The organism is Nonomuraea candida, from assembly GCF_000725485.1.
Lineage (GTDB): Bacteria > Actinomycetota > Actinomycetes > Streptosporangiales > Streptosporangiaceae > Nonomuraea > Nonomuraea candida.
This window is the reverse complement of sequence record NZ_JOAG01000029.1, coordinates 109,088-129,059: the sequence shown is the minus strand read 5'-3', so window position 1 is coordinate 129,059 and position 19,972 is coordinate 109,088. Positions and strand designations below refer to the sequence as shown.

The 19,972-nt window shown below is 73.3% G+C and carries 20 protein-coding genes; 9 read left to right on the top strand and 11 right to left on the bottom strand.

All coding sequences use genetic code 11. From position 1 onward, the window contains the following. Positions 1-55: 55 nt before the first annotated feature. Positions 56-430 (bottom strand): cupin domain-containing protein, encoded by a 375-nt coding sequence (locus tag IO39_RS27335; protein ID WP_245642280.1) that lies wholly within the window; start codon positions 428-430, stop codon positions 56-58. A gap of 62 nt (positions 431-492) precedes the next feature. Here IO39_RS27335 and IO39_RS27330 point away from each other — a divergent pair, with 62 nt between their 5' ends. The 3 genes from IO39_RS27330 to IO39_RS27320 all read left to right on the top strand — a co-directional run bounded on the left by IO39_RS27330 (position 493) and on the right by IO39_RS27320 (position 3,450). After that, entirely contained in the window at positions 493-1,212 is a 720-nt protein-coding gene (locus IO39_RS27330; RefSeq protein ID WP_043628735.1) for a class I SAM-dependent methyltransferase, read from the top strand. Between the two features lie 145 nt (positions 1,213-1,357). Next, the gene (gene cysC, locus IO39_RS27325) at positions 1,358-2,572 is read left to right on the top strand and encodes an adenylyl-sulfate kinase (RefSeq protein ID WP_043628733.1); all 1,215 of its coding nucleotides are present in this window, start codon (positions 1,358-1,360) and stop codon (positions 2,570-2,572) included. Next, on the top strand, positions 2,569-3,450 hold the full coding sequence (locus IO39_RS27320; protein ID WP_043628731.1) for a sulfite exporter TauE/SafE family protein: 882 nt from the start codon (positions 2,569-2,571) through the stop codon (positions 3,448-3,450). Before cysC ends, IO39_RS27320 begins: the two co-directional genes overlap by 4 nt. Here the strand turns inward: IO39_RS27320 and IO39_RS27315 are convergent. After that, a complete protein-coding gene (locus IO39_RS27315) occupies positions 3,395-4,423 on the bottom strand; it encodes a glycoside hydrolase family 26 protein (protein WP_063765344.1) in 1,029 nt (342 codons plus the stop codon). The two genes, IO39_RS27320 and IO39_RS27315, sit on opposite strands and share 56 nt — an antisense overlap. A 290-nt stretch (positions 4,424-4,713) precedes the next feature. Here IO39_RS27315 and IO39_RS27310 point away from each other — a divergent pair, with 290 nt between their 5' ends. From IO39_RS27310 to IO39_RS27285, 6 genes are read left to right on the top strand one after another with little or no spacing between them, the layout of a single operon-like run. After that, positions 4,714-6,015, top strand: a complete 1,302-nt coding sequence (locus tag IO39_RS27310; RefSeq protein ID WP_043628729.1) for a Wzz/FepE/Etk N-terminal domain-containing protein — start codon at positions 4,714-4,716, stop codon at positions 6,013-6,015. Further along, entirely contained in the window at positions 6,012-7,298 is a 1,287-nt protein-coding gene (locus IO39_RS27305) for a hypothetical protein (protein WP_043628727.1), read from the top strand. The genes IO39_RS27310 and IO39_RS27305 overlap by 4 nt, the downstream gene beginning before the upstream one ends. After that, complete coding sequence (locus IO39_RS27300; RefSeq protein ID WP_043628725.1) at positions 7,295-8,194, top strand: hypothetical protein; 900 nt, start codon at positions 7,295-7,297, stop codon at positions 8,192-8,194. Before IO39_RS27305 ends, IO39_RS27300 begins: the two co-directional genes overlap by 4 nt. Continuing rightward, positions 8,191-9,045, top strand: a complete 855-nt coding sequence (locus tag IO39_RS27295; protein WP_043628723.1) for a sulfotransferase domain-containing protein — start codon at positions 8,191-8,193, stop codon at positions 9,043-9,045. Before IO39_RS27300 ends, IO39_RS27295 begins: the two co-directional genes overlap by 4 nt. Next, positions 9,042-10,286: a lipopolysaccharide biosynthesis protein gene (locus tag IO39_RS27290; protein ID WP_245642279.1), complete on the top strand. Its 1,245-nt coding sequence runs from the start codon at positions 9,042-9,044 to the stop codon at positions 10,284-10,286. The genes IO39_RS27295 and IO39_RS27290 overlap by 4 nt, the downstream gene beginning before the upstream one ends. Continuing rightward, positions 10,283-11,236: a sulfotransferase gene (locus IO39_RS27285; RefSeq protein WP_043628720.1), complete on the top strand. Its 954-nt coding sequence runs from the start codon at positions 10,283-10,285 to the stop codon at positions 11,234-11,236. The genes IO39_RS27290 and IO39_RS27285 overlap by 4 nt, the downstream gene beginning before the upstream one ends. A 20-nt stretch (positions 11,237-11,256) precedes the next feature. Here the strand turns inward: IO39_RS27285 and IO39_RS27280 are convergent, their stop codons facing one another. The 9 genes from IO39_RS27280 to IO39_RS27240 all read right to left on the bottom strand — a co-directional run bounded on the left by IO39_RS27280 (position 11,257) and on the right by IO39_RS27240 (position 19,793). After that, entirely contained in the window at positions 11,257-12,057 is an 801-nt protein-coding gene (locus IO39_RS27280; RefSeq protein WP_245642278.1) for a WecB/TagA/CpsF family glycosyltransferase, read from the bottom strand. A gap of 5 nt (positions 12,058-12,062) precedes the next feature. Beyond that, complete coding sequence (locus IO39_RS27275) at positions 12,063-12,956, bottom strand: glycosyltransferase family 2 protein (protein ID WP_043628716.1); 894 nt, start codon at positions 12,954-12,956, stop codon at positions 12,063-12,065. Beyond that, the gene (locus IO39_RS27270) at positions 12,953-13,849 is read right to left on the bottom strand and encodes a sulfotransferase (RefSeq protein WP_043628714.1); all 897 of its coding nucleotides are present in this window, start codon (positions 13,847-13,849) and stop codon (positions 12,953-12,955) included. The genes IO39_RS27275 and IO39_RS27270 overlap by 4 nt, the downstream gene beginning before the upstream one ends. A gap of 91 nt (positions 13,850-13,940) precedes the next feature. Next, positions 13,941-15,203 carry a sulfate adenylyltransferase subunit CysN gene (gene cysN, locus IO39_RS27265; RefSeq protein ID WP_043628712.1) on the bottom strand — a complete coding sequence of 421 codons (1,263 nt, stop codon included), beginning with the start codon at positions 15,201-15,203 and terminating at the stop codon, positions 13,941-13,943. A 2-nt stretch (positions 15,204-15,205) separates the two neighbouring features. Then, positions 15,206-16,120: a sulfate adenylyltransferase subunit CysD gene (gene cysD, locus IO39_RS27260; protein WP_043628710.1), complete on the bottom strand. Its 915-nt coding sequence runs from the start codon at positions 16,118-16,120 to the stop codon at positions 15,206-15,208. Between the two features lie 19 nt (positions 16,121-16,139). After that, complete coding sequence (locus tag IO39_RS27255) at positions 16,140-16,904, bottom strand: 3'(2'),5'-bisphosphate nucleotidase CysQ (RefSeq protein ID WP_084773571.1); 765 nt, start codon at positions 16,902-16,904, stop codon at positions 16,140-16,142. Next, the gene (locus tag IO39_RS27250) at positions 16,904-18,343 is read right to left on the bottom strand and encodes a sugar transferase (protein WP_043628706.1); all 1,440 of its coding nucleotides are present in this window, start codon (positions 18,341-18,343) and stop codon (positions 16,904-16,906) included. Before IO39_RS27250 ends, IO39_RS27255 begins: the two co-directional genes overlap by 1 nt. A 111-nt stretch (positions 18,344-18,454) precedes the next feature. Then, positions 18,455-19,039: an aminoacyl-tRNA hydrolase gene (pth, locus tag IO39_RS27245; protein WP_043628703.1), complete on the bottom strand. Its 585-nt coding sequence runs from the start codon at positions 19,037-19,039 to the stop codon at positions 18,455-18,457. 124 nt (positions 19,040-19,163) lie between these two features. Then, positions 19,164-19,793 (bottom strand): 50S ribosomal protein L25/general stress protein Ctc, encoded by a 630-nt coding sequence (locus tag IO39_RS27240; RefSeq protein WP_043628700.1) that lies wholly within the window; start codon positions 19,791-19,793, stop codon positions 19,164-19,166. Positions 19,794-19,972: the final 179 nt, after the last annotated feature.

Below are 19,972 nucleotides of genomic sequence, written 5' to 3'. Positions count from 1 at the left end.
CCCCGGCCGTGTCAGGTCTCGGGGGTCTCTTCTCAGCCTACTCGCCGCACAGGCTCTACCCGACGCGGTAACCAGGCACGGAGGGCCAGCGCACGGTCAGCACGGTGGACGCCTCCTCCGCCCGCCAGGAGTGGTCGACGCCCTTGCCCCACACCACGTAGTCGCCCGGCTCGGCCAGCAGCACGCTGCGCCCCGGCAGCTCCACCCGGAACCGGCCGCTGATCAGGACGAGCAGCGCGGTGCGGGCCTCCCCCTTGACCCACTCGGCTCGCTCGTCGCCCGCCGGGTGCACGCCCCACTTGATCTCGACGTCCTCGCTGTGTCTTGGATCGCCGAGGGGTTTGAAATGACCGAGCAGCCATCCACGGTCGCCGGCCGCGTCGATCCCGGCGTTGCCCACGTAGATCTGCTCGCTGATCGGCTCGCTCACGAGGCAGGACGCTAGCAGGGAAATGCATTACTGATGACGATCGACTGATTACTGTAGGTCACATGTCTGAGGTGCGATCGGTCGCCCAGCGAGGCGACCTTTTCGGTCAGCGGGTCCGCGAGCTCTGCGCCGGGCTGCCGATGAGGCGGCTGGACGTGCTGGTCGCCGGGTGCGCGCACGATGAGCCGCTGGTCCTGGAGCACATCGAGACCAGGGCCACGGGAGCCGACGAGGACCATCCCGCGATCAGGAGGGTGCTGGCGGAGCGGGCCGACCTGGTGGCCTGGCAGCTCGGAGACCTGCGCTCGGTGCCGCTGCCGCCGCGCGGCTTCGACGTCATCCAGGTGTCGTTCCTGCTGGAGCGGGTCAGGCACGCCGAGCTGGTCTTCGACCGGCTGCTGCAGTCGCTGCGGCCCGGCGGCCTGGTGCTGCTGCGCATGCGCGACCGCAGGTCGGCCTACGGCCTGCTGGACCGGATGACGCCGTCCTGGCTGCGCCGCCTGCTCTGGCGCGGCCTGGTGCGGCCGGGCACGCCCGGCCCGCTGCCGGCCGTGTACGAACCGCTGGCGTCGAGCGACGGCATGCACGCCTTCTGCCTCAGCAGAGGGCTGATGATCACCGACGACGAGCGCACCGTCAGCGGCCCGGCCCGCGCCCGCGGGATCGGCGCGGCGGCCGTCGCGCTGATGTCCCGGCTGACCAGCGGCCGCTACCCCGCCTCCCACGACGAGATCACCATGGTGATCAGGAAGCCCCAGCACCACTTCGCCCGGCTCCTCTGACCGCCGCGCCGGGTTCGGGGAAGGGCGCGGGGGCCGTACGGGACAGGAAGGACGTTCGTGGGCGCAAGGGACTGGCGACACACTGGTATCCCTCGCTAGACTCCTTTCCTACCAATTCAATCGGAATAGTTGGGATGCAGACATCGTGGAGTGGACCCCCGACCCGCGTGAGCTGGCCGATCTCGAACTGCTGCTCTCCGGCGCGTTCGAGCCGCTGACCGGGTTCCTCGGCCACGACGACCTGCACGCCGTGCACGAGCGCGGCACGCTCGCCGACGGCGCCCCGTGGCCCGCGCCCGTCACCCTCCACGTGCCGGCCGAGCTCTCCCCCGGCGACGAGATCACGCTGCTCGACCCCGAGGGCCTGCCGCTGGCGGCGCTCACCGTCACCGGCCACGAGCCCGACGGGCTGACCTGGGGGCCGGTCAAGGCCCTGGGCGCGCCGGAGCACGGGCCGTTCGCCCGCCTGCGCCGCACCCCGGCCGAGGTGAGGGAGGAGCTGGCGGGCCGGCCCGCGCTCGCCGTCACCATGCGCGGGCCGCTCGACGACCTCTCCGAGATCACCGCCACCGCCAAGGAGCTCGACGCGGTGGTCCTGCTGCTCCCCCTCGCCTACGGCGAGGCCGGCCCGGCCGTCGTGCGCGCCGCGCTGCGGGCCAAGGAGCGCCTCCCCGGGGACACGATCGTGGCGTCGGTCCCCCTGGCCCCGCGCGACGAGCCGGAGATCGACCTGGAGCTGCGCGAGCACGTCGCGACCGCCTACGGCGCGACCGAGCACCTGGCGGGCCCCGAGCCCGTGCACATCCCCGGCCCGCCGCACCGGCGCGGCCTGGTGGTGTTCTTCACGGGCCTGTCGGGCTCGGGCAAGTCCACGATCGCCCGCCGCCTGCGCGACGCGCTGCTGGAGCTGGGCACCCGCACGGTCACCTACCTCGACGGCGACGTGGTGCGCCACCTGCTGTCCAAGGGCCTGACCTTCTCCAAGGCCGACCGCGACCTGAACATCCGCCGCATCGGCTTCGTCGCCGCCGAGGCGGCGCGCCACGGCGGCCTGGCCATCTGCGCCCCGATCGCGCCCTACGCGGCCACCCGCGAGGAGGTGCGCGAGATGGTCACGTCCGTCGGGGCCGACTTCCTGCTCGTGCACGTCGCCACGCCGCTGGAGGAGTGCGAGCGGCGCGACCGCAAGGGCCTGTACGCCAAGGCCCGCGCCGGGCTCATCCCCGAGTTCACCGGCGTCTCCGACCCCTACGAGGAGCCGGACGACGCCGACCTGGTGATCGACACCACGCATATCTCGATCGAGGCGGCCGTGTCCAGGGTGCTGGACACGCTCAGGAGCGGAGGCTGGGTCCGTTGATCGACTGGGCGCTGATCGGCGGCTCCTTCGTGGTCGCCATCGTGGTCGGGCTGACCGGCATGGGCGGCGGGGCCCTCATGACGCCGATGATGATGTTGTTCTTCAACGTCCCGCCGCTGGCCGCGGTCTCCAGCGACCTGGTCGCCTCGGCCGTGATGAAGCCGGTGGGCAGCGTCGTGCACCTGCGCCGGGGCACCGTCAACCTGCGCCTGGTCGGCTGGCTGTGCGCGGGCTCGGTGCCGACCGCCTTCTGCGGGGTCTTCCTGGCCAGGGCGTTCGCGGTCACCGACGCGGTGAAGTACGCCCTGGGCGTGGCTCTGCTGCTGGCCGTGGCCGGCATGGCGCTGAAGAGCTGGCTCGGCGCCCGGGGAGGGACGTCGAGCGCCCACGACGTCGTCGTGCGCCCAATTCCGACCCTACTGGTCGGTATGGTGGGCGGTCTGGTGGTCGGGGTCTCCTCCGTCGGCTCCGGCTCGCTGATCATCGTGGCCCTGCTCGTCCTGTATCCCGCGCTCAAGGCCAACCAGCTCGTCGGCACCGACCTGGTGCAGGCGGTGCCGCTGGTCGCCGCCGCCGCGCTCGGCCACCTGCTGTTCGGCGACTTCCAGATGGACCTCACGCTGTCGCTGCTCATCGGCTCGATCCCCGGCGTCTACCTCGGCGCGCGGATCTCCTCCCGCGCGCCGGGCGGCCTGATCAGGGCCCTGCTGGCGATCGTCCTGCTCGCCTCCGCGCTCAAGCTCCTCGACGTCGGCAACGTGCCCACCGTCTGGGCGCTGCTGGCCGCCACCGCGGTCACGGTGGCGGGCTGGCGGCTGCGGGTCAGGGCCGCGGCACGGGCGTCGCGCGAAAGTAGCGATCTCGAGCCAGCGCGCTGAACGCCCGGTCGGCCCCGGGATCGGAGTCGAAGCTGGTGTCACCGCGCGGCGCCTGCGGCGAGTCGAAGTAGAGCAGCGCCTTGATCTGTGGATACCGCTTGATCTGGCGCAGCACCGACTCGAAGAACTTGCGCTTGAACGCGCGGTCGTCCGGCCGCTCGAACACCCCCCACTCGGCCACCATCACCGGCTTGCCGGGGAAGCGGGCCTGCATCCACCGGTAGAAGCCCGGCCAGTCGGGATATTCCTTGCGCGTCTTGTTGACCAGCCCGTCGAAGTCCTGCACCCGGTCGTCGGCGTACGGGTCCATCGCCACCCAGTCGACCACGTCGTCGCCCGGGTAGAGCTCCTCGAACCAGGGCTCGGCCGCCCAGTTGGGCGCCCCCATGTACGTCATGACCATGACGGCGTTCTTCACGCCCCCGGCCCGCAGCCGCTGCACCACGTGCCGGAACATGGCCGCGTAGTCGGCGGCCCGCATGCCCGAGCCGGTGGCCGCGTCGACGTCGTTCTCCGGCTCGTGGTGCAGCGTGAGGAAGAACCGCTCGGGGAACGTGCGCCGCAGGTAGCCGGCCAGCCGGTCGATCCGGGCGTCGAGCTCCCCCTTGGCGATCTCCGCCCAGGTGCGCTCCAGCGACGGCTTCCAGTTGATCATGAGCAGCCGCGGCCTGGCCGGGTCGCGGGCCAGCCGGACCTCCGCCTCCGTGGGGAACAGCTCACTGCCCCGGTGATAGACGTGCAGCACGTCGGCCGCCGCGCCCATGCGCTCCTCGGCCCCGTGCAGCGCCTGCTCGATGTCCGCGCCGGTGAAGACCTCCGGCGCCATGCCCCACCAGGCGCCGCAGGACGGGATGAGCCGGCTGGTGGCCGTGCAGGCGGGCGTGCCCGCCGGCTTGGCCGCCGGCACCCGGACGCCGGGCGGCGGGGCGTGGGAGCCCTCGGCGCTTGAGCACGCGGCCAGCACCGCGACCATCGCCAGAATGACGCCGGCATATGCGGTGTTCGTTATGTTCTGCGAAATGCCCCGTAGCTGCAAAGCCTTCCAACTCCTTCGTCGAACGACCCCCGCCTGTCACACCTGAACCTTGCCATGTCATTCCTGGAACTTCAGCCAGTGTGGAAGTCCTCCCAGTTCATGGCCGCCAAGTAAGGTCCAGAATTTCCCGATATTTCGCTATATCAGATCGCCGCTATCTGTCTTTACCGGAGAAAATCTTTAGTATTCATCGGGGGTAATGACCGTCCGTCCTATAGTGGGCGCACATGAGCTCCGGCACCGACCTCGACGAGCACCTCTCACTGCTGCGCAGGCGGTGGCTGCTCCTCGTGGGCTGCGTCGTGTTCGGCGGCACCGCCGGGCTGGCGCTGATGCGGCTGACGCCGCCCGCCTACACCGCCACGACCCACGTCCTGGTCATGCCGGTCGGCCCGCAGGAGCCCGGCAACCAGGTGACCAGCCGCCAGCGCGAGGCGCTCAACCTCGACACCGAGGCCCAGGTCGCGCAGTCGGCCGTGGTCGCGGCGCGGGCGGCCAGGGCGCTGGGCCGCACCGAGGCCGAGACCGATCCGGTCGAGGTCTCCGTGCCGCCCAACTCCGCGGTGTTGTGGATCTCGGTGACGGCCGCCGACCCCGCCGACGCCGCCGCCCAGTCCCACGCCTACGCCGAGGCGTACCTCGCCCATCGCCGCGAGAGCGCGCTGACCTCCATGGCCGAGCAGCAGGAGGCCGTGCTGAGCAAGCTCAAGCAGGTCAACGCCGGCATCGACCAGGTCATCAAGAGCCTGGCCGGCCTGGCCAAGGGCAGCCCCGAGCACGCGATCGCCGTCCAGCGGCAGGGCGTGCTCAACCGGCAGGCGGCCGGCCTGGCGCTCAAGTACGACGCGCTGCGCACGGTCGCGGTCACCCCCGGCCAGGTCATCAGCCAGGCCGCGCCGCCCGAGTCGCCCAGCTCGCCCAGCCTGCCGCTGCACCTCGGCACCGGCCTGATGGCGGGGCTGCTGACCGGCTCGGCCGCCGCCTACGCCCGCGACCGGCTCGACCGGCGGCTGCGCACGTCCGCCGACGTCGAGCGGCTCACCGGGCTGCCCGTGCTCGGCGACCTGTCCAGCCCGCGCGAGCACGGCGTGCTGCACGAGCTGGCCTGCGCCGTGGTCTCCGCGTGCCCGGGCAAGCGGCTGCTGGTCAAGGCGCTGCCCGCCGACCTGTACGCCTCCTCGCTGGCCGAGCCGCTGGCCGTCAGCGCGCCGCTGGTCGTGCTCGACGGCTCCGACGTGCGCGACCTGTCCAGGGCCGACGCGGCCGTGCTGCTGGTGGGCCTGGGCCGGGTCACCTCGGTGGAGGTCGCCGCCGTCGTCCGCCGGCTCGCCCGGCACCAGGTGCCGGTCATCGGCGTGGTGACGGCCACCGACGCCGTCCCCTCGTTCGTGCCCCTGCTGGAGCCGCGCCCGCACACCCCGCTGGGCAAGCTCGTCGCGACCGGCGAGCTGGAGGTGGGCGTGTCGGCCGAGACCACGCCCATGCAGGCGCTCCACCACCACCAGCGGCGGCCGGGCCAGCCGACGTGAGCGCCACGTGGCCCGTCGCGGCGCTGCTGGTCGGCTATCCGGTCTGGTGGGCGCTGGGGTTCGGCGGGCTGTCGGTGATCGTGCTGGCCGTGCCCATGGCGGTGCTGCTGTGGCGGCGGCGGCCGGTCAGGGTGCCGCCCGGGTTCGGGCTGTGGCTGCTGCTGCTGGCCGGCTATCTGATCAGCGCGCTGATGCTGACCGAGACGCCGCCCGGCACGTACGGCGGGTTCGGGCCCGGCCGGCTCGTCGGCTACGGCATGCGGCTGGCGCTCTACGTCTCGATCCTCGTCCTGGTCGTCTACCTGGGCAACCTCACCGAGCGGGAGCTGCCGCAGCTGCGCCTGGTGCGCATGCTCGGCGTGCTGTTCGTCACCACGGTCGCCGGCGGGCTGCTCGGCGTGCTGGCGCCGGGCTTCTCCTTCACCGCGCCGCTGGAGCTGCTGCTGCCCGAGTGGATCGGCGGCAACTCCTTCGTGCAGAACCTCATCCACCCCACCGCCGCCCAGACCCAGAAGGTGCTCGGCTTCGCCTCACCCCGGCCGGAGGCCCCCTTCGAGTGGGCCAACGCCTGGGGCAGCAACGCCTCGGTGCTGCTGGTCTGGTTCGTGATCGGATGGTGGGTGTACGGCCGGCCGCGCCACCGGGTCCTCGTCGCCGTCGTGCTCGCCCTGGCCGCCGTCCCCATCGTCTACTCGCTCAACCGCGGCCTGTGGATCGGCCTCGGCCTGGCCGTGCTGTACGTGATCTGCCGGGTGGGCGGGCGCACCAGGATCGCGCTCTGCGCGGCCGTCGCGGCGGCGGCGCTGGCGTTCGCGCTCAGCCCGCTGGCCACGCTGTTCGCCCAGCGGCTGGACAAACCCCACTCCAACGACATCCGCGCCTTCACCGTGAGCGCCACCCTGGCCGCCGCCACGCACTCGCCGCTGATCGGGTACGGCAACACCCGCAACGCCACCGGCAACCACCGCTCGATCACCACGGGCAAGACCGACTGGTGCGACACCTGCGGGCACCCGCCGCTGGGCAGCGACGGGCAGCTCTGGCTGCTGATCATCACCCAGGGGTTCACCGGGGCGGCCCTTTACGTGGCGTTCTTCCTGGGCGCGATCCGCCGTCACTGGCGCGACCGCAGCCCCATCGGGCTGGGCGGCGTGCTCGTGATGGGGCTCGTGCTGCTCTACATGTTCATCTACGACGGCCTGGTCACGCCGCTCAGCCTCTATCTCGTCTCGTTCGCCCTCCTGTGGCGCAACGGGGCCGGCACACAGGGGAGGCCCGCATGAGGGACGCCGCCGTCCGCCTCGGCTACCTCGCGGAGACCGTGCGGCTGCTGTATCCGGGGGCCGGGTCGCCCCGGGCGTACACCGTGCTGCCGCACCCGGCCGTGCCGCGCAGGCTGGCGCCGCGCCGGTGGTGGCATCCGGGCCCGCCGGTCGTCGTGCCGGTCGCGGACTCCATCGCGGCGCACCTCAGCGAGGTCTTCCAGCGCCGGGTCGAGACCGTCCTGCACGTCCGCCCGGCGCTGCGGGCCAACCGCAAGCCCATCCTGGAGGCCCACGCGGACGGGCGGCGGCTGGCGTACGTGAAGATCGGCGACAGCGCGCGGGCGCGCGCGCTGATCAGCGCCGAGGCGGCGGCGCTGCGCCGGCTGGCCGGGCTGCCGCTCGCCACGGTCACCGTCCCGGCCGTGCTGCACCACGGCGACTGGCGGGGGCTGTCGGTGCTGGCGCTGTCGCCGCTGCCGGTGCGGCGCGGCCGGCGGGTGCCGCGCGGGCTGCTGCTCGACGCGGTGAAGGAGATCGCCGGCACCGGCGGGCCGCGCCCCGCCTGGCACGGCGACCTCTCCCCGTGGAACATGTGCCGCTCCCCCGACGGGCGGCTGCTGGTGTGGGACTGGGAGCGGTACGAGATCGGCGTGCCCCTCGGCTTCGACGCCGTGCACCACTTCTTCCAGCGGGCGCTGCGCAGGATGGGGCCGCCGCTCGCGGCGCGGGCGTGCGTGGCGCGCGCGGCCCGGGTGCTGGCGCCCCTGGGCCTGACGGCGGCGGCGGCCAGGCAGACCGCGGTGCGGTACCTCATCGCGCTGGCCGGCCGGCACGCCGCCGACGGCCACGCGCCGCTCGGCCCGCCGGAGACCTGGCTCAACCCGGCCGTCGACCACGAGGAGCAGCTCACATGAGGACCATGAAGCGATCGGCGCTGTCGTTGTCGCGCGCCACCGGGCGGTTCACGGCGGGGGCGCGGATGCTGCCGGCGTTCCTGATCATGGGGGCGCAGCGGTGCGGCACCACCTCGCTGTACCGGGCGCTGGCCCGGCATCCGCTGCTGCTCAAACCCGTGCTGCACAAGGGCGTGCACTACTTCGACGTGGCCTACTGGCGCGGCCCGGCCTGGTATCAGGCGCACTTCCCGCTGCGGGTGGGCGCGGCCCTGCTCGCCCACCGGTACGGCGCCCGCGCCCTGGCCTACGAGTCCTCCCCCTACTACCTGTTCCACCCGCTGGCCGGCGCGCGCATCGCCGCCGACCTGCCCGGGGTCAAGGTGATCGTGCTGGTCCGCGACCCGGTGGAGCGGGCCTGCTCCGCGCACGCCCACGAGCTGGCCAGGGGCTACGAGACCGAGTCGCACTTCGAGCACGCCGTGGAGCTGGAGGGCAGGCGCCTGGCCGGGGCCGAGGAACAGCTGCTGGAGTCCCCCCACGCGCTGCACCACTCGCACCGCCACCACGCCTACCTGGCCAGGGGCCGCTACGCCGACCAGCTCGACCGGCTGGAGCCGCTGATCGGCCGCGAGCGCATGCTCGTGCTCGACAGCCACCGCTTCTTCGCCGAGCCGGAGACCGTCTACGACCGGGTGCTGGACTTCCTGGGCGTGCCGCACCTGGGCTATCCCCCGTTCGAGCGGCACAACGGCCGGCCGCTGCCGCGCCGGGTCTCCCCCGTGCTGGCGCGGGCGCTGCGCGACCACTTCGAGCCCTACGACGCGCGGCTGACGCGCTGGCTGGGCGGTGAGCCCTCGTGGCGGCGGTGAGCGTGCGGCGGGGGCTGGCCGGGCTGGCCGGGGCGGGCTGCGGCGCGCTGGCGCAGCTCGCGCTCGTCGTGGTGGTGACCAGGGCGTGCCCGGCGGGCGAGGCGGGGGCGTTCTTCACCGTGACCGCGCTGGTGCTCATGGTGGCGGGCGTCGCCAAGCTCGACGCGGGGAACGGGCTGATCTACTTCGTCGCCCGCGCCAGGGCCGCCCGCCGCCCCGGAATCTCCGGATACGTCCGGGCGGCCCTCCTGCCGCCCACGGTCGTGGCCGCGGGCGCGGCGGCTGTGCTGTGGCCGCGCCTGGGCCCCCTGGCCGCCGTGCTGCCCGTCATCGTGGCCGCCGACGTGCTGCTGGCCGCCACCCGGGGGTTCGGGACCATCCGGCCCACGGTGCTGCTCGACGGGATGCTGACGCCGCTGTGCCAGCTCGCCGCGGTGGGCGTGGCCGCGCTGGCGGGGGCCTCGCCGGCGGGGTTGGCGCTGGCCTGGGCGGCGCCGTACGCGCCGATGCTGGTGCTGGCCGCGGCCGGGGTGCGGGGGCGGGCGCCGCGGGGGCCGTACGTGCCGGGGACGGCGCGGGAGCTGTGGCGCCACACCGCGCCCCGGTCGGTCGCCGGGGCGGTGCAGGCCGTGTTCCAGCGGGTGGACATCGTGATCGTGGCGCTGCTCGCCGGGCCCGCGCCGGCCGCCGTCTACACGGCCGCCACGCGGTTCAAGGTGGTCGGGCAGCTCGCCGGGCAGGGGCTGGCGCAGGCGGTGCAGCCCGGGCTGGTCAGGGCGCTGGCCGCGGGCGAGCGGGAGCGGGCCGGCGAGCTGTACCAGGCGGCCACGGTCTGGCTGGTGGTGCTCACCTGGCCGGTGTGGCTGGCGTACGCGGCGCTGGCCCCCTGGGCGTTGCGGATCTTCGGCCCCGCGTACGCCTCCGCCGCGCCCGTCGCGCTGGTGCTGGCGGGCACCATGATGGTGGCCACCGCCTGCGGGATGGTGGACGTGGTGCTGACCGCCGCCGGGCACACCGGCGCGAGCCTGGCCAACCTGCTGGTCGCGGTCGCCTGCACGGTCCTGCTCGACCTGGCGCTCATCCCCTCCCACGGGGCGCTCGGCGCGGTCGCCGGCTGGTCGGGCGGCGTGATCGTGAAGAACCTGCTGCCGCTGTGGCAGCTACACCATCGGTACGGACTGCACCCGTTCGGCCGGCACACGCTCGCGGCGCTGCGCGTACGCGGCTGGGCGGCGGCGTGAGCGGGGCCCCGGTGCTGGTGACGGGGCTGCCCCGGAGCGGCACGAGCTGGACGGGCAAGATGCTGGCCGCCGGCGGCGAGCTGGTCTACGTCAACGAGCCGCTCAACCCCGAGCATCCGCCCGGCCGCTGTCCCGGGGTGCTGGCCGCCCGGGTGACGCACCGGTTCCAGTACATCTGCGACGACAACGCCGGCCAGTGGCTGCCCGCCTTCCGTGACACGGTCGCGCTGCGCTACCGGTGGGCGGCCGAGCTGCGCGCCAACCACGCCCCGTACGACCTGGCCCGGCTGCTCCGCTACGGCGCCGCCTTCACCTGGGGGCGGCTGACCGGGCGGCGGGCGCTGCTGGACGACCCGTTCGCGGTGCTGAGCGCGGGATGGTTCGCGCGGCGGCTGGGCTGCCGGGTGATCGCGCTGGTGCGCGATCCGGTGTCGTTCGTGGCGAGCTGGCAGCGGCTGGGGTGGACGGTGTACTTCCACGAGCTGCTCGAACAGCCGCTGCTCGTCCGCGACCACCCCGAGCTGCTGGAACTGCGCGCGCTGGTCGGGTCACAGGACCGGATCGCCAAGGCCGCCGCCCTGTGGCGGGTGACGCGGGCCATCCTGGAGCGGACGCCGGAGGTCCTCCTGACGTCGTACGAGTCGCTGGCCGCCGACCCGATCGCCGGCTTCCGCCGCCTGTACGCCTACGCGGGCCTGCGCTGGACCCCGTCCGCCGAAAGCCGCGTCCTACGGGCCTGCCGCCCCGGCCCCCGCACGCCCGGGACCGGGACGGGGGCGGGAACCAGGGCGGAGGCCGGGACCAGGGCGGGGGCCGGGGCCGGGTTCGCGTGGTCGGGCCTGTCGCGCACGGCGTACCGGCCGATGGACTCCCGCAGGGCGCTGGCGGACGGCGCGCGCGGGCTCACCCCCGAGGAGATCACCCGCATCCGCGCCCTCACCCGCACCTGACCTGCGGCCGGGCGGGGCCATCAGCCGCCGGGTCTCCTGAGCGCGCGGGCGAGCAGGCAGCCGGCGAGCAGGCGTGCCGCGAAGGGCAGGTCGTGGACCAGGTAGCGGCGCGCCAGCCGGCCCGGCTCGCTCCCGAGCCGGTACGCCCACTCCAGCCCGGCCCGCCGCATCCACTCCGGCGCCCGCCCGAGCGTGCCGGCCGCGAACGCGATGGCCGCCCCGCACCCGAGGAACCACGTCTGCGGCAGGTCGGCCCGCAGGTCGGCGACGAGGCGGTCCTGGCGGGGGAACCCGAGCCCGGCGAAGACGAACCCGGGCCGGGCGGCGACCACCCGCTCGCGGACCCGGGCGGCGCCTTCCGGGGTGGCGTCGAAATGGCGGGGCGGCGCGTGCACGCCGCACACCCGCAGGCCGGGGTGGCGGCCGGTGAGCGCGTCGGCCGCCCGGCGCGCCACGTCCTCGGGCCCGCCGCCGAGCAGGTAGACGGTCCGGCCGTGGCGGGCGGCCAGCCCGCTGAGCGACCAGATGAGGTCGGCGCCCGTGACGCGGGCGGGCAGGGGCGTGCCGAGCAGCCGGGCCGCCCACACCAGCGGCATGCCGTCGGCGACGACCAGGTCGGCCGAGCAGACCAGCTCCCTGAGCGCGGGGTCGGTGGCGGCGGCGCGGCAGATGTCCACGTTGGGGGTGACGATCCGCCCGCCCCTGCCCTCCTCCAGCGCCACCGCCACCCGCCGCAGCACCTCGTCCTCGGTGACCGCGTCCACCTCCACCCCGCCCACCCGCACCCGCCCGCCCGGCGAGCCGGCCCCCCGGCTCAGCAAGGGGGTCAAATGCCGTGGCCGCGGTTGTGGAGGGCGGACAGGATCCGGGACGGGGAGACGAGCCCGGCGGCCACCGCCAGCGCGAGCGGCGCGCGCGGCTCGGCGCGGCGGGCGGAGAAGGCCCGGGCGGCCCAGCGCAGGGCCGCCCGGCGCTGCCCGAGCGCGGCGTGGCTGAAGGCCAGCTGGCCGTAGACCCGCGCCGCGCCGCACGGGTCCACGGCCAGTTCCGGATGCCGGGCGAGCATCCACTCCAGCCCGGCGATGCGGTCGGCCCAGCGGGCCGCGTAGTGGGACCCGGCCCAGCGCACCAGCACGAGCGGCCGGTCTACGTGGACGAGCGGCCGGCGCTTGGCGGCGCGCAGGGCCAGGTCCCAGTCTTCGTTCTGTCCGCCGGGCGCGCCCTCGTCGGGCGTGAGCACGCCGCGCTCGAACAGGAAGGTCGACGAGTGCACCATCATCATCCGCGAGCGGACCAGGTCGGCCACGGTCACGGCGGAGGTGCCGGCCAGGCGGGTCACCCGGCGCCGCCCGTGCTCCACCTCGATGCCGCAGCTGGCGAACTCGCCGCCCGCCTCCCGCAGGGCCCGCACCTGCGCGGTGAGCTTGCCTGGCAGCCACACGTCATCGTCGTCGCAGAAGGCGATCAGGTCGGTCGCGCAGGCCGCGATGCCGGTGTTGCGGGCGCCGGGGAGGCCGGGGGTGAGCCGGTTGGGCAGCACGCGTACGGACCGGCCCAGCTGCGCGGCCACCGGGCAGGCGGGCGCGCCGTCGACGACCACGACCACCGACAGCTCGCCCGGGTAGTCCTGGACGAGCACCGCCTCCACGGCCTCGCGCAGCGGCAGCGGGCGGTCTCCGCGGGTCGGGATGACGACCCCCACGGACGGCGGCCGGCTCATGCCGGCGCCCCGACGTAGCCGTAGCGGGCCCGCAGCGGCCAGGTGAGCGCGTTGACCACGCGCCGGTCGCCGTCGGGCAGCTTGGAGCGCCACGCGTCGTCGCGCCGCAGCTCCACCCGGCCGACGTGGAAGCGCATGGGGTTGCCGGAGGCCGTGTGGGAGGGGCCGAGCCAGACCGTGCGGCCCTCCAGGAAGGGCAGCTCCGGCTCGGGCAGGCCGAGGCGCAGCGCCAGGTCCGTCAGCGTGGCGCCGGGGGCGGCGAGCAGGTCTTCGTAGCGGACCCTGGTCACCCGCGCCCCGCGGCCGGGCAGCAGCTCCAGCGCGGCGTTCTGGGCCGACCAGTGGATGGCGGTGCGGGCGGGGCTCCACCGGGTCATGGGCTGCCCGTCCTCGGGCCGCCGCACGGACCTGCTCCAGGAGTGGGCGACCGCGCGCGGGTCTCTGACCACGTGCACGATCCTGACGTCCATGCCGCTGGCCACCAGGCACCAGGCCAGCGAGGCGTGCTTGCTGGAGTCGACCACGACGGGCGCGCCGGCCGCGTCGTAGAGCAGCCGGTATGCGGTGGCGTATTCGGCCAGGTCGGGGTGGGAGATGCGGGCGATCCTGCGGGTGCGGTCGACCCGGCTCCGCAGCGCCAGCATCCGCTCGGCCAGCGCGCGGGTCCAGCCGCCGAACGCGCGCTCCCCCACCGCCCGCCAGAACGGGCAGGAGGGGAACGCGGATCCGCACCCGCAGAGCTCCTCCGCGAGCACCCCCCGGTCCCAGAGGTGCACCACTTCACCGAGCGCGACCACGCCGGGAAGCTCGCCGAGGAGCCTTTCGAGCAGCGTGGTGCCGCTACGGCCGAGGCCGCCCAGATAGATCACCTGGGCGGCGGCGTGATCAGTCACGGAGGAGGGCCTTCGCACGTCGTGGACACGGAACGCGACGACCCTAGCGCGGAGAGTAAACGCCCGGTAAGGCGAACCCTAAAAGATCTACCTAGCGCGCGTCGATGACCATGCCGGCGCCGACGGTGCCGTTGGTGGCCTCGTCCACGAGGATGAAGCCGCCGGTCAGCCGGTTGCGCGCGTAGTCGTCCACGAACAGCGGCTGCGTGATCCGCAGCGACACCCGGCCGATCTCGTTGAGGCCGAGCGAGGTCGCCTCCTCGTCTCTGTGCAGGGTGTTGACGTCGAGCCGGTAGTGCAGGTCACGCACCATGGCGCGGGCCGTGCGCGTGGTGTGCTTGATCGTCAGCTTGGTGCGCGGGGTCAGCTTGACGCCGTCGGCCATCCAGCAGACCATCGCCTCCAGCTCCTGCGCGACGGCCGGCTGGTTGTTGGGCCTGGCGATCATGTCGCCGCGCGAGATGTCGAGGTCGTCCTCGAAGCGCAGCGTCACCGACATGGGCGCGAACGCCTCCTCCACCGGCCCGTCATAGGTGTCGATGGAGGCGATGCGCGTGGTCAGGCCCGAGGGCAGGTGCACGACCTCGTCACCGGGCTTGAGCACGCCGCCCGCCACCTGGCCGGCGTAGCCGCGGTAGTCGTGGAAGGCGGGGTCGGTGGCGCGCTGGGGGCGGATGACGTACTGCACGGGGAAGCGCACGTCGGTCAGGTTGCGGTCGGAGGCGATGTGCACGTTCTCCAGGTGGTGCAGGAGGGACGTGCCGAGATACCAGGGCATGTTCTCCGAGCGCGAGACCACGTTGTCGCCGTTGAGCGCGGAGATCGGGATGAAGGTGAGGTCGGAGACGTTGAGCTTGGAGGCGAACGCCGTGAACTCCTCCCTGATCTCCTCGAAGCGCTCCTGGGAGTAGTCGACGAGGTCCATCTTGTTGACGGCCAGCACGAGGTGCGGGACGCGCAGCAGCGAGGTCAGGAACGCGTGCCGCCGCGACTGCTCCAGCACGCCCTTGCGGGCGTCGATGAGGATGATCGCCAGGTCGGCCGTGGAGGCGCCGGTGACCATGTTCCTCGTGTACTGGATGTGCCCCGGGGTGTCGGCGATGATGAACTTGCGGCGCGGCGTCGCGAAATAGCGGTAGGCCACGTCGATCGTGATGCCCTGCTCCCGCTCGGCCCGCAGGCCGTCGGTCAGCAGGGACAGGTCGGTGTATTCGGTGCCACGGTCGCGGGAGGTCCGCTCGACGGCCTCGAGCTGGTCCTCGAAGATCGCCTTGGAGTCGAAGAGCAACCGTCCGATGAGGGTGGACTTGCCGTCGTCGACGCTTCCCGCCGTGGCAAAGCGAAGAATGTCCATCGTTAGAAGTAGCCCTCTCGCTTACGGTCTTCCATCGCGGCCTCGGAGGAGCGGTCGTCGGCCCTGGTGGCCCCGCGCTCGGTGATCCGGGTGGCCGCGATCTCCTCGATGATCTCCTCGACCGTGGCGGCCGTGGACTGCACCGCGCCGGTGCAGGTCATGTCGCCCACGGTGCGGTAGCGCACCACCGCCTCGAACAGCGGCTCGTCATCGCCCCGCTGCACCACCTCGGAGTCGGGCAGCAGCATGCCGTCGCGCTCGAAGACCTTGCGGGTGTGGGCGAAGTAGATGGAGGGGATCTCGATGCCCTCGCGCCTGATGTAGTCCCAGACGTCGAGCTCGGTCCAGTTGGACAGCGGGAAGACGCGGATGTGCTCGCCCTTGCGGATGCGCGAGTTGTAGAGGTTCCACAGCTCGGGGCGCTGGTTCTTCGGGTCCCACTGGCCGAAGTCGTCGCGGAAGGAGAAGACCCGCTCCTTGGCGCGCGCCTTCTCCTCGTCACGCCTGGCGCCGCCGAAGACGGCGTCGAACTCGTGCTCCTCGATCGCGTCGAGCAGGGTGGTGGTCTGCAGGCGGTTGCGCGAGGCGCGCCGGCCGGTCTCCTCCACCACGCGGCCCTGGTCGATGGAGTCCTGCACGCTGGCCACGATCAGCCGGGCGCCCAGCTCGGCCGAGCGGCGGTCGCGGAACTCGATGACCTCGTCGAAGTTGTGCCCCGTGTCGACGTGCATGAGCGGGAACGGGATGGCGGCGGGCCAGAACGCCTTCTCCGCGATCCGGAGCATGACGATGGAGTCCTTGCCTCCGGAGAAGAGCAGACAGGGCCGCTCGAACTCGGCCGCCACTTCGCGCATGATGTGGATGGCCTCTGCTTCGAGCACGTCGAGCTGCGACGTCGTGTAGTCGCGCTGCAGCATGGAGCTTCCTCCGGCGGGTTCAGCGGTGCAGGTCCCGGATTCCGGCGAGCAGTGATGCCGCCAGCTCCGGTAGGGAAACCAGGATATCCGGTAGCGACGGGTCGGCTTGGTTGTAGGTCAGCTCGGAGCCGTCGATGCGGCTCGCGTGGGCCCCGGCGGCCAGCGCGACGGCGACGGGGGCCGCGGAGTCCCATTCGTACTGCCCGCCCGCGTGCACGTATGCCTCGACCTCGCCGCTGAGCACCGCGGAGATCTTGGCCCCGGCCGAGCCGATCGGCACGAGGTCGGCCCCGACGAGATAGGCCAGCTTCCGCACGAACTCGGGGGGCCTGGTGCGGCTCACCGCGATGCGGAAGCGGCCCTTGTCGTGGACGGGCGGCTTGGGCGGGTCGGCGGTGGTCAGCGTGCGCCCCTGCGCGGGCAGCGCCACGGCGCCGGCGGTCAGCTCGCCCCGCTCCCACAACGCCACGTGCACGGCCCAGTCGGCCCTGCCCTCCTCGGAGAACTCCCGGGTGCCGTCGAGCGGATCGACGATCCACACCCGATCGGCCCTGAGCCGGCGCGGGTCGAGGCGCTCCTCGCGGGTGGCCTCCTCCGACAGCACGCTGTCGCTGGGCCGCAGCCGGGCCAGCGACTCCATGAGGTAGACGTGAGAGGAGCGGTCGCCCTCGGCCCGCAGCGCGGCGGGGTCGGCGAACCCCGTGCGCTCCCGGACCCGGAGCAGCCTCTCGCCCGCCTCGGTCGCCAGGTCGGCGGCCAGGGCGTGGTCGTCGCGAATCGTCATCAATATGCTCCTTGCCCGCGGGCGACGGCCGACCAAGTCTTCCACAGGATCTGGAGGTCCAGCGTGAGGGACCAGTTCTCCACGTAACGCAGGTCCAGACGAACCGATTCCTCCCACGATAGGTCAGATCTACCACTGACCTGCCACAGCCCGGTCAGCCCGGGGCGTACGAGGAGTCGTCTGCGCACGTCGTCACCGTAGCGCGCCACCTCCTCCGGCAGCGGCGGCCGGGGGCCCACGAGCGACATGTGCCCCAGCACGACGTTGATGAGCTGCGGCAACTCGTCGAGCGAGTGGCGGCGCATGAACGTGCCGAGGGGCGTGACGCGCGGATCGTTGCGGACCTTGAACAGCAGCCCGCTCCCGTCGCTCACCAGCGTGACCTTCTGCTGCTCCGACCCGCGCCGCATGGTGCGGAACTTCACGATCGTGAACAGCCGGCCGTCCCTGCCCACCCTGGTCTGGCGGAACAGCGCCGGGCCGGGGCTCGTCGCGCGTACGGCCACCGCCAGCGCCACCAGCCCCGGCGCCAGCAGCACCAGCAGCGCGGCGGCCACCAGCCGGTCGAAGACGTTCTTGACCAGTTGCCTGGCCCCGCTCAGCTCGGGGTGCTCGACGTGCAGCAGCGGCATGCCGGCCACCGGCCTGATCATGGTGCGCGGCCCCGCCACGTCCATCAGCGCGGGGGCCACGACCAGCTCGGTCCTGGTGCGCTCCAGCCGCCAGGCCAGCCGCCGCAGCGCCTGGCCGTCCATCTCGGGGCAGGCCAGCACGGCGACCGTGTCGGCCTGCCACTGCTCCACCACGATCGGCACGTCGCTGAGGTCGCCGGCCACCGGCACGTCCGCCACCCGCTCCCCGGCGTGCCCACCGGGCAGACAGGCGGCCACGACGTCCATGCCGTGGTGGCGCTCCCGGCGGAAGAGGCGTACCAGCTCATCGATCGACGCGGCGTGCCCGACCGCGACGACCTTGCGCATGCACGCCCCCGCGGCCCTGCGGCGGTGCAGCGAGCGGCGCAGGGCGTATCGGAAGGCGAGGGTGAAGAGCGTGACCAGCGGCAGGGCCAGCACGACGTAGCCCCGGGCCACGTCGGTCTTGGTCAGGTAGGAGCCGATGGCCGTGCCCGCCGTCAGCGCCACCCCCGCCTGCACGACCCGGCGGAACTCCTCGGAGCCGACGCCGAGCATGCGTGGCTCGTAGGCCCGGTTGAGCGCCACCGCGCAGCACCACACGACCGGCAGGGCCAGGCTGACCAGCAGGTACGGCAGCACGTACGGGGTGAGCCCGCCGAACCTGACCGTGAACGCCGCCGCCGCCCCGAGGCCCGCCCCGCACAGGTCGCCCAGCACGGCTCCCAGCCGGTAGGAGCGGACCCAGGAGGGCGTGCGCGGGCCGGCGCCCCAGCAGACCCCATGCCCGGTCCTGACGACGGCCATGGACCCTTCACCGCGCACGCGCGCCTCCAGGTGTGATCAGCTCCCGAACGGACAGTCACAGATCGTAGCGAGGCGGCGACCGGCGAACCGGCGAACGACCCTTTGCGGGGATCAGCGAGGAGGGCCGGAAATGTGGAGGTCAGCCCGGTGGAAGTCGTTCTGGGTGGCCTCCAGGCCGCGGCTCATCAGCGACTCCACCACGTCGGCGGCCCGGTCGACCAGGAAGGGCAGGTCCTTGCGCTCCATGGTGGCGAAGTCCTTGAGCACGAAGGCCGCCGGGTCCATGCGCCCCGGCGGGCGGCCGATGCCGAAGCGGACCCGCAGGTAGTCGCGGGTGCCGAGGACCTTGGTGATCGACTTGAGCCCGTTGTGGCCGTTGTCGCCGCCGCCCAGCTTGGCCCGCAGCGCCCCGTAGGGCACGTCGAGCTCGTCGTGGACCACGATCAGCCGCTCCGGGCCGATCTTGTAGAAGTCGGAGAGCGCCTTGACCGGCCCTCCCGAGAGGTTCATGTACGTCAGGGGCCTGGCCAGGACGGCGGCCCGCGTCTCGCACACCTCGGCCCTGCTCTTGTGGGCCTTGAACCGCCCACCGGCCCGTGCGGCCAGCTCGTCGAGCACCATGAAGCCCGCGTTGTGCCGGTTGCCCGCGTATTCGGCCCCCGGGTTGCCCAGTCCGGCGATCAGCCAGCGATCCATGCTCCCAGCCTTCCACAACCCCTGGATAGCGGAACGGGACGGCTCGCGTCCGGCCGTCCCGTCCGGGTGAAACGGAACGGGACGGCTCGAGTCCGGCCGCCCCGTTCACGGGTGAACCCGTCGCTCACTCGGCGGCGGGAGCCTCCGCGCTCTCGCCCTCGGCGGCCGCGGCCGTGGCCTCGCCCTCGGCGGCCTCCTCGCCCTCGGCCGGAGCCTCGACCGGCTTGTTGATGACCTGGAGGATGACGGTCTCGGGGTCGGCGGTCAGCGTGGCGCCCTGCGGGAGCCGCAGGTCGGCGGCGGTGACCACGGTGCCGATCTCCATGCCCTCGACGTCGACCTCGACGCCGGTCGGGATGTGGGTGGCCTCGGCCTCCACGGCGATGGAGACGAGCTGCTGGTCGAGCAGGCCCTCGGAGTTGACGTCGCCGGTCGTGGTGACCGGGATCTCGACGGTGACCTTCTCGCCGCGCTTGACCAGGAGCAGGTCGACGTGCTCGACGAAGCCCTTGATCGGGTCGCGCTGGACGCCCTTGGGCAGGGCCAGCTCGTCGACGCCCTCACCCTGGAGGCGGATCAGCACGTTGGGCGTGCGCAGCGCGAGCAGCACCTCGTGGCCCGGCAGGGTCAGGTGCTTGGGGTCGATGCCGTGCCCGTAGAGAACGGCGGGCACCTTGTCGGCGCGGCGGATCTTGCGGGCTGCGCCCTTGCCGAACGTGGTGCGCGGCTCGGCGGCGATACGTACTTCGGACACGACATCTCCTAGGGATGCGGTAGACGGATGTGTCGGCGCTCTCCCTCACCCGCCCTAGCGGAAGGCGTTACGAGCGCAACCCTGATAGCTTACCGGCCTCACGGCCCCCGGCCGACCGGCTACCGGCCTCACGGCCCCCGGCCCGGCGCGCGCCCACCGGCTCCCGGCGCTCGCCCACC